This is a genomic window from Capnocytophaga sputigena, assembly GCF_900446695.1.
In the GTDB taxonomy this organism is placed as follows: domain Bacteria; phylum Bacteroidota; class Bacteroidia; order Flavobacteriales; family Flavobacteriaceae; genus Capnocytophaga; species Capnocytophaga sputigena.
On the sequence record NZ_UAVP01000003.1, the window covers coordinates 114,474 to 126,952 of the forward strand.

The following is a 12,479-nucleotide window of genomic DNA, read 5'->3' on the forward strand; positions in this document are numbered from 1 at the left end:
ATTTTTTATATCTTTGCACTCTGAAAGTACAAAAGTAATAATTATTTACAGATAAAAAGTAAAACAATGAAAAAAATAAAACAACTTTTATGCTCCTTTATCATCGCAATTCCTATGTTTATTCAAGCACAATCTATACGAGTAAACATTGCCACTTTCGATGGTAACGAACTTAATATCAACTCAGTTGATGAATTGACAAAAGCTAACTTTGCTAATTTCAAAGAAGTAAAGATTTATAGTAACGACCAAGTACAATTAGATGAAAATTTGCTAAAAAAACTACTCACCGAGGCAAAACAATTAGAATATTTAGAAATAAAAGAAGTGGGCATCCCTACTTTTCCTGAATTGAGTGCCGAAAATAAATCACTAAAAACATTAGTATTACGCCTCAATAACCTCACTAAACTACCCGAAAATATTGGTCATTTTTCTGCTCTACAAACTATAGACATCTACAATCCTATTACTGAAATTCCTAATTCTTTCATCAACTTACAACAATTAGAAAATTTAAAGTTTGAGGGAGCTGAATTAATTGTTTTCCCTGAACAAGTATTTATTTTGTCTAAACTAAAATCACTCATCATTAGTCAGTTCGACACTAAAAATAAAATCAAAACTCTTCCTGATAATTTCGACAAATTGCCTTTGCTCGAAGAACTATCTTTGCGCAATGCTGCACTTACTGAAGTTCCTGCTTCTATAGGGCGTTTGCAACACTTGGAAAACGTATATTTCAATGCGAACAATCTTACTAAATTACCTCAAGCATTAGCTGAAAATTCTCATTTAACTTATGTAAATATCAATAACAACCCGCTTGATTTTAAACAATTTATAAAATCTGTAGAAAAAGTACAATGGAAAGGGGTTTTGTATATAAACAACCGTAATTTTACTACCCAACAATATGAAGAAGTAGAAAAACGCCTACCTAAAATAACCGTATTCTACAATCAAAAAGAAGAATAATACTCTAAAAACATCTCAATTTTTATGAAAGATAAACTGATAAAAGTAGGTATTTCCATTGGTGATATGAATGGAATAGGGCTTGAGATTATCCTCAAAACCTTTGAAGACCACCAAATATTGGAATTGTGTACCCCTATTATTTTTGCTTCTAATAAATTAGTTTCTTTCCAAAAGAAACATTTCAATACAATGGCTAATTTTCAAGGTATCGATAGTGTAGATGCCGCCATTGAAGGTAAACTAAATGTACTCAACTGCTGGAAAGAAACTCCTACAGTTACCTTTGGTCAGGAAACTGAAGAAGGTGGAAAATATGCTTTCCTATCGTTACAAGCTGCTGTAGAAGCCCTTAAAAATAACGAAATTGATGTATTAGTAACTGCTCCTATCAATAAAAACAACATCCAATCGGATAATTTTCATTTCCCTGGTCACACTGATTACTTAGCTAAAGAACTCAATGGTACCAGCCTAATGTTTATGGTAAGTGAAGACTTAAAGGTAGGATTACTTACAGATCACGTGCCTCTAAAAAACGTATCCTCTCTCATTACCGAATCACTCATTATGGAGAAAGCTCGTTTGATAAATGAATCTCTCATCAAAGATTTCCGCTTGCAACGCCCTAAAATAGCTGTATTAGGTATCAATCCTCATTGTGGAGACAAAGGGGTTATTGGCAATGAAGATGATGAAGTGCTACGTCCTGCCTTAAAAAAACTGTATTTCGATGAAAATATATTAGTTTTTGGTCCTTTTGCTGCCGATAGTTTCTTTGGTTCTCAAACTTATCGCAACTACGATGCTATACTTGCTCCTTATCACGACCAAGGGCTTATAGCTTTCAAAACCATTGCTTTTGGCAGTGGTGTGAACTACACAGCTGGACTTAGCAAAGTACGCACTTCCCCCGATCACGGTACTGCTTACGAGATAGCAGGTAAGGGTATTGCCGAACCTGAGTCATTCCGCCACTCTATTTACACTGCCTTAGATGTATTCAGAAATCGGGAAGAATATGCCGAGCTAACTAAAAACCCTCTGAAAGTACGTACTTTAGAAGCTGATAAAGATAAATAATTACAATATGAATATCAAAAAGTTAGGAGCTATAGACATAGGGTCTAATGGGGTGAGATTGCTCATCTCTAACGTTTTAGAAGAACCTAATGAAGCTCCAAAATTCACCAAAGCGAGCTTAGTGCGTGTGCCTATCCGTTTGGGAGCTGATGTGTTTTTAGATGGACTTATCTCTCCTGAAAATACTGATAGATTAGCTGATGCTATGCAAGCCTTTAGCTTGCTGATGAAAATAAATCAAGTAGAAAATTATCGCGCTTGTGCTACTTCGGCAATGCGTGAATCTACTAATGGACAAGAAGTAGCCGATGAGGTTTATAAACGCACTGGCGTACGCATTGAAATTATAGATGGCGCTGAAGAGGCGAGCATCATTGCTTCTACCGATATTTCAAGTTTGATACAAAAAGATAAAGATTATCTGTATATAGATGTGGGAGGAGGTAGTACTGAGTTCACTGTTTTTTCTAAAGGAAAAGTAAAAAAATCGCGTTCATTCCCTATTGGTACAGTGCGTTTATTAGATAACAAGGTGAGCAACAAAACGTGGGAAGATGTTGAAAAATGGATAAAAAAACACACTAAAGATTGTGAACATATAGAAGCCATAGGCTCTGGCGGAAATATCAATAAAATCCATAAGAACTCTAATAGTAAAGAAGGTGAACCTCTTAGCTATCAGTATCTCACCGATTATCACAACTATGTTTCTGGTTTTTCTTATGAAGAACGCATTAGGCTCTTAGGATTCAATCCCGATCGCGCCGACGTAATCCTCTATGCTCTCACTGTATTCACTAATGCAATGAAATGGTCGGGAGCTGAGATTGTTCACGTACCTCGTATTGGTCTCGCCGATGGTATCGTAAGGACTATTTACAACAAAGAAAACAACGTTATAAAATAAGCTCAAAATAATTATATTTATCTTATTATCAGTAGTTTGTAAATTTAACTACTCTGTAAATTACACTTTAAAACCTCAAAAAATAAACGATTTATTTTTATAAATCATTTTTTTGTAATACTTTTGAGCCCTAAAAACATTTAATACACATTCAATTATGAAATTTTACTTTTGTTTTTTAGCTTTATTCTTAGCCTTTGCTTCTTGCAAAAAGAATGGTTCTCAACTCACTCCTGAACAGAAAGAAGCTGAGTTACAAAAAAAATTAGACTCTCTTGCTAAGATTAAATTTGATGAAGTAATAAAAGAAGACGTAGATACTTACCCTATTTTTAAAGGGGTATGCGATACCGCTACTACTAAACCTACTCAAAAAGAATGCTTTGAGAAAACTTTTGCAGCTCTCTTTGAAGAACGCTTGCGAAAAGACCCTTACGAAGTGTCTGAACCTATTAAAGATAGTGTTATTCTCAACATAAAAGTAGATAATATCGGAAAAATAGTGCTCATAGATATTAAAGCTGATGAGAAAACTAAAAAATTACTCAGTACCGAAAACGAAAGTTTTGAAGATTCTTTGCGCGCTAATCTATCAATGTTATCTGATAATGATGCCATTGCCCCTGCTACTAAAAACGGACAAAATGTGAGCACTCAATTTGAACTCCCTATTAAAATTAACGTTAAATAATCTGTAGTAGCTTTTGGAACGTATTATTTTAGGTATCGACCCTGGTACTACTATTATGGGCTTTGGACTTATTCAGGTGGAAAGAGATACTATGAAACTCTTACAACTGAATGAACTTCAACTCAGTAAATACAGCAATCACTACTTAAAACTAAGTGTGATTTTCAATCGTACTTTAGAACTAATTGACACTTACAAACCCGATGAATTAGCTATTGAAGCACCTTTCTTTGGTAAAAATGTACAATCAATGTTGAAATTAGGACGAGCACAAGGGGTAGCAATGGCCGCAGGCTTATCGCGCCAAATTCCTATTACTGAATACGAACCTAAAAAGGTAAAAATGGCTATTACGGGCAATGGTAGTGCTTCTAAGGAACAAGTAGCCAAAATGCTTCAACAACTTCTAAACATAAAAGAACTTCCCAAACACTTCGATGCAACCGATGGATTAGCTGTAGCTGTTTGTCACTTTTTTAATGGTGGTAAGGCACAAAAACAGCAAAGCTATAGTGGTTGGGATGCTTTTGTAAAACAAAACCAAGACCGTATAGGTTAAAAAAACACTTCACTTTGTATAGCTTATACATTCATATTCCTTTTTGTAGGCGTGCTTGTCATTATTGTGATTTCCATTTTTCAACTACTCTAAAAAGAAAAGGAGAAATGGTGAATGCCCTTTGTAAGGAACTCATTTTGCGCAAGGATGAAGCTATAAATAGTGAATTACAAACAGTCTACTTAGGAGGAGGGACACCCAGTATCCTTTCGTATGACGAATTACAACAACTTTTTCATACAATCTTCACATATTACAAGGTAAGTCCCTCAGCCGAAATTACCTTGGAAGCTAATCCTGATGACTTTTTTAGAGACTCCTCTCCCCAACAAATGTTAGAACAATTGCGCTCTTTAGGTATCAATAGGTTAAGTTTGGGTGTACAATCGTTTTTTGAAGAGGACTTACAATTGATGAACAGAGTACATAGTGTAGCTCAAGTAGAAACTTTATTGCAGATAACTCCACAATATTTTGATAACATCACTATTGATTTAATTTATGGCATTCCTCAAATGAGTAAGGAACGTTGGCAGGAAAATATCAATAAGGCGCTGTCTTTTGATATTCCACATATCTCAGCCTATGCTCTTACAGTTGAAGAAAAAACAGCTTTGCACAAGTTTATAGCTACGGGAAAAATACCACCTATAAACGATGAGCAAGCCTATACACACTTTCAAATACTGATAGACACTCTTGAAAAAGAAGGGTTTATACAATATGAGTTTTCAAATTTTGGTAAAGAGGGGTATTTTAGTAAGAATAACACAGCGTATTGGTTTGGCAAACCTTATATGGGAATAGGTCCTTCAGCTCATAGTTTTAATGGAAAAGAACGCAGTTGGAATATTGCTCACAACATTAAGTATATACAACAGATACAACAGGGAATATTACCTCAGGAAAAAGAAGAACTTACCCTCAACAACCGATATAACGAACTCATCATCACACGTATACGCACGATTGTAGGAATTGATTTAGAAGAAGTGAGAATAGTATTTGGGGATGATTACCGTCAATATTTATTACAGCAAGCACAGAAGTACCTTGCCGATGAGCTTTTAACAATAGAAGAAAACCACCTGAAAGTAACGCACAAGGGTAAGTTTCTTTCAGATGGTATAGCTTCCGATTTATTTAGGGTGGATGACCTCATCTAAGGCTTTAAAGGTAACATTTTGGTTGCCATCAATGTGGTATTCCAAAAGTAGGTCGCCCCACAATTCACCATCAGTAAATTCACAAATCACCCATTTTTCATTGAGTATTCTTATTTTATTAAATAAGAATTTGCCGTTAGACTCTGATTTGATATAAGGGTTATGATCCTTTACATTCATTTCCATTAGCGCATTTATAACAATTTGTGAAGGATTGTCAATTTTTAAATCTTCAAAATATTGTTGTGCTAATTCATTAGTTTCAAGACTGAAATTCAATGCTTCAAGGCGTTGTTCGTCAATCTTTTTTATAGAATCAGTAAGTTTTGAAATCTTTTCAGCCGATTCCTTTAATGCTGTGGCACTTTCATTGTTCGTTGAGTTACAACTTGCCAAAACAGCAGTTCCTAAGAGTGTAATAAAAAAATGTTTATTCATTATGATAAGGTTTTTGTTCGCTTAGTTTGAGTACCTTCACCTTGGAGTTCTTGCGGAGATAAGAGTGTAAAAGGTGTTGGTTGAGTAAAGAGTTAGCTAAAGGAGTGATAAGGGTTTCTAAAATAGAACGTTGTGTGAGTTGGTAGTTCAGATTTAAAAATCCATACCCTTTGATATTGCCATCTATTACTAAAATCATACTTTTTTCACCTACTACTCTGCCTTTATCTACAATTGCTACATCTTCATTTTGTAGTCCGTATTTAGCAAAAATCTCTTTAACTCGTTTATTATATATTTCAGGAGATTCGTTATTGAAATCTACTTCGTTGAGTTGAAATTCTTTTTCTATGCGCTTCAAAAAAAACAATCCTTCTTTTAGTGTTTCAAAAGTAGTGATAAAATTGTTTTGCGATTGCAACAATTCTATAGAAAAACAGAGGTATCCTCTTTTGTTGTAATGAGAAGTAAGTATATAGTTGATATTCTTTAATTTATCAATACTCCGGTTGTTGCATTTAGGATTGTTAAGTTGTATAAGTTCTAATTCTTTAAGGGTTGCAATGAGTTCATTTCCCATTTCTTCATAAGTTACCTTATAAGTATGGCGTTGCAAATATCTATCGCGTTTAGAGGGAGAGGTGAGCAATTGGTTCACCCGTCCTTTGATGTTTTTATGTTTTCCTACATAGATAATTTTACCTTCTTTGTTGTGGATATAGAATACGCCTAAGGTTTCAGGGAGTGCATCGAGTATTTTTAGGTGTCGTGAAGCCATTTCTAAACGCACATCATTCTTCACTGAAGCAGTTATAATACTCTTTTTAGTGTCTTTTTCAAGTAAATATTTAAAAAGATTGAGGGTAGCCATAGCATCGCCCGAAGCACGATGGCGTTCACTCATCGGGATACCTAAAGAACGTACTAATTTTCCTAAGCTATACGATTCTTTATCAGGAATGAGTTGTTGTGAAAGTTCTACTGTACAGAGTGTGGTTTTGATGTACTCATACCCTAAACGGCGAAATTCAGTTTGTAAAATGCGATAATCAAAGGCAGCATTATGCCCAACGATGATACACCCCTCTGTAATTTCCACTATGCGTTTGGCTATCTCATAAAACTTTGGTGCATTGCGCAACATCTTGTTGTTAATGCCTGTAAGTTTAGTAACATAGTCTTGTATAGGGCGTTCGGGATTGATAAGAGAGATAAACTGATCGGTAATAGTATGTCCATCAAATTGATAAATAGCAATTTCGGTAATACCTTCTTCATCGTATTTACCTCCCGTAGTTTCTATGTCGAGTATTGCGTACAAATGTTTAAGTGTTAGGGATTAGACATTTATTCATTAGTAAATGAAAAAAAGCAAAGAGAAAGGCATACTTTACTCTTTGCTTTTATGTTGTTCATCAATTTTATTTTAGCGAACTTCTTTAATACGGGCTTTTTTACCTGTAAGTCCTCTAAAGTAATAGATGCGAGCACGTCTAACTTTACCTTTTTTGTTTACTTCAATTTTTTGAAGGGCAGGCATATTGATAGGGAAGATACGTTCTACCCCTACTGTACCAGACATTTTGCGAATGGTAAATGTAGCAGTTACGCCGTGACCTTTGCGTTGTATTACAACACCTTTAAAAAACTGAGTACGTTTTTTGTCCCCCTCTTTGATTTCATAATACACAGTGATAGTATCACCTGCTGAAAATTCGGGGAATTCTTTTTTCTCAATAAAGTTGTCTTGTACGTACTTTAATAATGGTTCCATAAAAAATATAAAATAATTATGTTATCATTGGGTAACATTCACGACTCTCGCCAGAGGTTACTCCAAATCGGGGGCAAAGGTACTATTTTTTTTTGAATTAGCAAGTTTTTTCGTACTTTTGTCGCCTAACGAATATGATAGTTATATTTTTTAATAAACTTTTTTATTGTTTTTAGGGTATAAAATTTGCTTGAAGAAGTTATAACCGATTGTTATACATCAAAAACAAATATCACTTATTATGAATAAGAAAAATACAATATATAATAGCGATACTATTGTTGCTTTAGCAACTGCTTCAGGAATGGGTGCCATTGCTGTTATCCGATTATCAGGCGCAAATGCTATAGAAATTGCAGACCAAATATTCAAGAGCTACAGCAAAAAGTCTTTAGTTGACGCTCCCTCTCACACAGTACATTTAGGAATTTTAGAAGCTAAAAATCAAGTAATTGATGAATGTTTAGCTACTATTTTCAAAGGTACAAAATCATATACCGGAGAACCCGTAGTAGAGTTTTCTTGTCACGGAAGTAATTACATTGTAGAAGAAGTTATTAAATTGTGTTTAGCCAATGGCACTCGTTTAGCTGAAGCTGGAGAATTTACCAAACGAGCTTTCTTAAATGGGAAGTTAGCCCTCAACCAAGCAGAAGCGGTAGCCGACCTAATTGCCTCTGATAGTAAAGCCTCTCATCAAGTAGCCTTGCAACAAATGCGTGGAGGCTTTACTTCTGAAATAGAAGCATTACGACAAGAATTACTCAATTTTGCCTCACTAATAGAACTTGAGTTAGATTTTTCGGAAGAAGATGTAGAATTTGCTGATAGAAGTCAGTTTAAAAGCCTTTTAAAAACTATTAAAACTACTTTATCATCACTTATCCAATCGTTTTCAGTAGGAAATGTTTTGAAAAATGGTATTCCAGTGGCAATTGTAGGAAAACCCAATGCAGGCAAATCAACCTTGCTAAATGCTTTACTAAATGAAGAGCGTGCTATTGTATCGGATATTGCAGGCACGACTCGTGATACCATTGAAGAAACCTTGCATATAGGAGGTATTGCTTTTCGTTTTATTGATACTGCAGGTATTCGTGACACACAAGATCAAATAGAAGCAATAGGGGTACAGAAAGCCAAAGAAAAAATAGAAAAAGCCTCAGTGATATTATTTCTATTTGATGACAAAGATAATACAGTGAGTGAAATTACTACTTTTGTAAAGGAAAACTACCGAGAGGGTACTAAATATGTTTTACTACACAACAAAACAGACTTATCACCAGAAGAAACAACTGCTTTTGATGATGAGATTCTACAATCTCTCAAAGGCTATACTGATACTTTATTAAGAATATCAGCTAAAGAAGGGCAAAACATCACTGAGTTAAAAAGATTTCTCGCTGATTATGCCCAAACGCTTAGTCATATTGGCAAAGCAACTGTAGTAACGAATATCCGCCATTACGAAGCTCTTTCCAATGCCTTACAAGCTATTGAAAAAGTAGAAGAAGGAATGCAAATGCATTTATCGGGTGATTTATTAGCTATTGATATACGCGAAACACTCTATCATTTGGGCAGTATCACTGGAGAAGTAAGTAATGAGGAGGTTTTAGGAAACATATTTTCCCGCTTCTGTATCGGGAAATAAGTGAAAATAAAAACTTTGCCAAAGGTGCGAACTGTACTGACAGAAACCTTTGGCAAAGTTTATAATGTTTGTGCTATTTGTTATTGTCTTGCTTTAAGTTTTTCAATGAGTTTAGGAACTACCTCAAAAGCATCACCTACAACACCATAATCGGCAGCTTTGAAAAAAGGTGCTTCAGGATCAGAATTGATAACTAATTTCACTTTAGAGGCATTTACGCCTGCCAAGTGCTGTATAGCTCCTGAAATACCTATAGCTATATAGAGATTAGGCGCTACAGGTTTACCCGTTTGTCCTACGTGTTCAGAATGAGGTCGCCATCCCATATCAGCAACAGGTTTAGAACAAGCGGTTGCTGCACCTAATACTTCAGCAAGTCCTTCCACTATCTGCCAATTCTCGGCAGCTTTCAACCCTCTTCCTCCTGAAACCACTATAGTAGCATCGTCTAACGACACTTTACCCGAGGTTTTCTCTGTAGTGATTACTTGTATCCCCCAATCACTATCAGGAAGTGTAGGAGCAAAAGGTTCTACTGTAAGTTCAACATTTTTTTCTTCTGTTTTAAAAGCATTAGGAGCTAATCCTAATATTTTTATAGGGGTATTGATTTGACTAAGACTAATCGCTTTGTTTGAGAACACATTACTTTTTACAATAAAATCTTCAGTAGGTAAAGAAATGACATTAGATACATACCCCGCTTGCAAGCTATTAGCTAATAAAGGAGCTACTTCTTTGGCTTGTGAAGAAGTGCTAAATACCACTATCGTACTACTTTCTTTTGCTACTGCTTGTTGCAATAGATGATTAAGTGTATTGGCAGAAATATGTTGTAGTTGGTCATTGGTAATGCTAAGCACTTTATTTACCCCATAAGCAGCTAATACTTCAGGTTGAGGTACATTTATAGTTACAGCTACTACTTTTGTTTGTTGTTTATCGGCAATTGCACGAGCATAAGTAGCTACTTCAAAAGCGCTTTTTTTCACTTTTCCATTTTCGGAATCTATATATATGAGTACTGACATTTTTAATTAAATTACTTTTGCTTCGTTATGTAATAAATCAATAAGGGTATCTAAATCATCGGCAGATACTATTTTCACAGGTTGTTTTGCAGGAAGTTTCTCAAATCCTACAGTTGTTACCCTCACATCGGTAGCCTCAGCAGGTAATACCGTGATTGCTTTAGTGCGTGCTGCCATTAAGTTACGCATATTGGGGATGCGGAGATCTTTCTCTTGAGTAAGACCTTTTTGCCCTGCAATTACCAAAGGAAGTGTAGCAGTTAGTTTTTCTCTGCCGCCATCTATTTCTCGTTGGGCAGTTACTTTGTTGCCTTCAATTTCTAAACCTATACATTTGTTTATAAAAGGAAGATTTAAAAGCGAAGATAAATAACCTCCTACCATTCCTCCATTGTAGTCAATAGATTCCTTACCAGTAATGATAAGGTCATAATTACCTTCTTTGGCAACTCTTGCAAGTTGAGTAGCTACAAAAAAAGCATCAGTAGGGGCGGCATCTATACGAATGATATCGTCAGCTCCTATAGCTGAAGCTTTTCTTAGTACTGGTTCTGTTTCTTGTGTTCCCACATTCACAAGGGTAACATTTGCCCCTAATTGTTCTTTAAGCATAATAGCTTTAGTGAGGCAAAACTCATCATTAGGATTGATAATAAACTGTACCCCTGAAGGGTTAAACTGTTTGTTATCTTCCGTAAAGTTTATTTTAGAAGTAGTGTCGGGAACACTACTGATACATACTAATATCTTCATAATCTTATAGATAATAGGATTAAATTGAACTTAATGTTTTAATTTTAAAGGCGTAAAAGTACTATGTTTTTACTAACTACACAAATTATTATACAAAAAATCGTAATTTTGCCGTTCTAATTAATTGAAATACTATAAGAAATAATGACTCCTCCCATTACTGATATGCGCCTATTAGGACAACTATTTCGTTATCCTGAAGGAGACTACGCCAAAGAAGTAGGCGATTTTATTTTTGCTTCCAATAGTGCTATGATAAATTGTACTATTGATTGTTTAGCACTGCAACCTCATCAAAAAGTTTTAGAGATAGGTTTTGGTAATGGCAAACATCTCCCATATTTATTTAAAAAGGAAAGTTCCCTACAATATATAGGAGTAGAAACTTCTTCCGCAATGATAACTGAAGCAACTGAGTACAACAACGTTTTAGTTGGTCTACAAAAAGTACATTTTTTAGAAGTAGCTGCTGATGAGCTCCCTAATTTTGATTATTCTTTTGATGTATGTTTTTCAGTAAATACTCTTTATTTTTTAGAAAACCCATTATATTATTACAAAAAGATTCACGCTTTACTCAATTCACAAGGTAAAGTAGCGATTGGTTTTATAGATAAAAGTACAGGAGAGAAAGCGCCTTTTGCACAGGAAGGTTTTAGGTTTTATACTGCTGAAGAAGTAGCTGAAATACTTAAAGCAGCTGGTTTTGAACATATAACAAAATTGCCTTTTGAAGAAACTCTTGTTTCAGCAAAAGGCAAAAATATCCAACGAAAATATTGGGTGGTAATAGGTGATAAGTAGAAAAAATATCTTATCTCTATGGTTTCAGAAGTTTAAAATCATCTTTGTTCTCAATAGGTGTGTTTTGGTATTCTAATGTCCAACCTACGGCACGAGTGGCAAAGATAAGGTTAGAAAGCTCAGTAAGTAATCTGTTTTGAGCATTGCTCTTCAAAGTAGAAGCATCTACCTTGCGTTGTAATTCTGCTTTTACTTTTTTCTGTATTTTCTCTACATCGGCTGGGGTAAATGGGTTTACCTGACTCTGACTTACATCGTAATACTTCATTGTAGGGTAAATCTTCACCTCAGCTTCTGGTAACGATTTAATGATAACTTTCTTTTGTTCTTCGTTTACTTCATAGTCGATTTTGTGCAAATCATAAGCTACTGTTACATCAGCATTTACTACTGTGAGGATTTTCTTATCAAACGATAGCAAATCCATAAAGTACTTTTGAGTATCGGTATACGAGAGTACTTCAGCAAAATGACCTTCAGTAACTACCAGTTTGCTCACATTTGCGATTTGTGTTTGTATTAGGGCTGTATCAGCTTCTAATCGTTCTTGACTTTCTTTTTTATCGCTAAAATATTTTATAAGTAGCAATACGGCGACCGCTACGACTACTCCTAATAAAAATTTCTTCATTATTTTT

The 12,479-nt window shown here is 34.9% G+C and carries 14 protein-coding genes; 8 read left to right on the forward strand and 6 right to left on the reverse strand.

Annotation, left to right across the window (positions count from 1 at the left end; genetic code table 11):
• Positions 1 to 66 precede the first annotated feature (66 nt).
• The 6 genes from DR017_RS00655 to hemW all read left to right on the forward strand — a co-directional run bounded on the left by DR017_RS00655 (position 67) and on the right by hemW (position 5,384).
• Complete coding sequence (locus tag DR017_RS00655; RefSeq protein WP_002679185.1) at positions 67 to 978, forward strand: leucine-rich repeat domain-containing protein; 912 nt, start codon at positions 67 to 69, stop codon at positions 976 to 978.
• Between the two features lie 24 nt (positions 979 to 1,002).
• Positions 1,003 to 2,061 carry a 4-hydroxythreonine-4-phosphate dehydrogenase PdxA gene (gene pdxA, locus DR017_RS00660; protein ID WP_002679087.1) on the forward strand — a complete coding sequence of 353 codons (1,059 nt, stop codon included), beginning with the start codon at positions 1,003 to 1,005 and terminating at the stop codon, positions 2,059 to 2,061.
• Between the two features lie 7 nt (positions 2,062 to 2,068).
• A complete protein-coding gene (locus DR017_RS00665) occupies positions 2,069 to 2,968 on the forward strand; it encodes a Ppx/GppA phosphatase family protein (protein WP_002678932.1) in 900 nt (299 codons plus the stop codon).
• Between the two features lie 157 nt (positions 2,969 to 3,125).
• Entirely contained in the window at positions 3,126 to 3,659 is a 534-nt protein-coding gene (locus tag DR017_RS00670) for a hypothetical protein (protein ID WP_002679099.1), read from the forward strand.
• Between the two features lie 13 nt (positions 3,660 to 3,672).
• Positions 3,673 to 4,218, forward strand: coding sequence for a crossover junction endodeoxyribonuclease RuvC (gene ruvC / locus DR017_RS00675; RefSeq protein WP_002678957.1), 546 nt, complete (start codon positions 3,673 to 3,675; stop codon positions 4,216 to 4,218).
• Between the two features lie 14 nt (positions 4,219 to 4,232).
• Positions 4,233 to 5,384, forward strand: a complete 1,152-nt coding sequence (gene hemW / locus DR017_RS00680) for a radical SAM family heme chaperone HemW (RefSeq protein ID WP_081450863.1) — start codon at positions 4,233 to 4,235, stop codon at positions 5,382 to 5,384.
• Here hemW and DR017_RS00685 read toward each other — a convergent pair.
• The 3 genes from DR017_RS00685 to rplS all read right to left on the reverse strand — a co-directional run bounded on the left by DR017_RS00685 (position 5,358) and on the right by rplS (position 7,596).
• The gene (locus DR017_RS00685) at positions 5,358 to 5,822 is read right to left on the reverse strand and encodes a hypothetical protein (protein ID WP_002679179.1); all 465 of its coding nucleotides are present in this window, start codon (positions 5,820 to 5,822) and stop codon (positions 5,358 to 5,360) included. The two genes, hemW and DR017_RS00685, sit on opposite strands and share 27 nt — an antisense overlap.
• On the reverse strand, positions 5,815 to 7,143 hold the full coding sequence (locus DR017_RS00690) for an exonuclease domain-containing protein (RefSeq protein ID WP_002679069.1): 1,329 nt from the start codon (positions 7,141 to 7,143) through the stop codon (positions 5,815 to 5,817). Before DR017_RS00690 ends, DR017_RS00685 begins: the two co-directional genes overlap by 8 nt.
• Positions 7,144 to 7,248: 105 nt before the next feature.
• Positions 7,249 to 7,596 (reverse strand): 50S ribosomal protein L19, encoded by a 348-nt coding sequence (gene rplS, locus DR017_RS00695; protein ID WP_002678925.1) that lies wholly within the window; start codon positions 7,594 to 7,596, stop codon positions 7,249 to 7,251.
• A gap of 241 nt (positions 7,597 to 7,837) precedes the next feature.
• Here rplS and mnmE point away from each other — a divergent pair, with 241 nt between their 5' ends.
• A complete protein-coding gene (gene mnmE / locus DR017_RS00700; RefSeq protein ID WP_002679083.1) occupies positions 7,838 to 9,253 on the forward strand; it encodes a tRNA uridine-5-carboxymethylaminomethyl(34) synthesis GTPase MnmE in 1,416 nt (471 codons plus the stop codon).
• 80 nt (positions 9,254 to 9,333) lie between these two features.
• Here the strand turns inward: mnmE and DR017_RS00705 are convergent, their stop codons facing one another.
• Positions 9,334 to 10,284 carry an electron transfer flavoprotein subunit alpha/FixB family protein gene (locus DR017_RS00705; protein ID WP_002679145.1) on the reverse strand — a complete coding sequence of 317 codons (951 nt, stop codon included), beginning with the start codon at positions 10,282 to 10,284 and terminating at the stop codon, positions 9,334 to 9,336.
• A gap of 6 nt (positions 10,285 to 10,290) precedes the next feature.
• Positions 10,291 to 11,037 (reverse strand): electron transfer flavoprotein subunit beta/FixA family protein, encoded by a 747-nt coding sequence (locus DR017_RS00710; RefSeq protein WP_002678950.1) that lies wholly within the window; start codon positions 11,035 to 11,037, stop codon positions 10,291 to 10,293.
• 144 nt (positions 11,038 to 11,181) lie between these two features.
• Between DR017_RS00710 and DR017_RS00715 the strand changes: the two genes are divergently transcribed.
• Positions 11,182 to 11,841 carry a class I SAM-dependent methyltransferase gene (locus tag DR017_RS00715; RefSeq protein ID WP_002679128.1) on the forward strand — a complete coding sequence of 220 codons (660 nt, stop codon included), beginning with the start codon at positions 11,182 to 11,184 and terminating at the stop codon, positions 11,839 to 11,841.
• A gap of 16 nt (positions 11,842 to 11,857) precedes the next feature.
• On the opposite strand, the gene DR017_RS00720 is transcribed toward DR017_RS00715, so the two are convergent.
• Entirely contained in the window at positions 11,858 to 12,472 is a 615-nt protein-coding gene (locus DR017_RS00720; RefSeq protein ID WP_002679023.1) for a DUF4230 domain-containing protein, read from the reverse strand.
• Between the last annotated feature and the right edge of the window lie 7 nt (positions 12,473 to 12,479).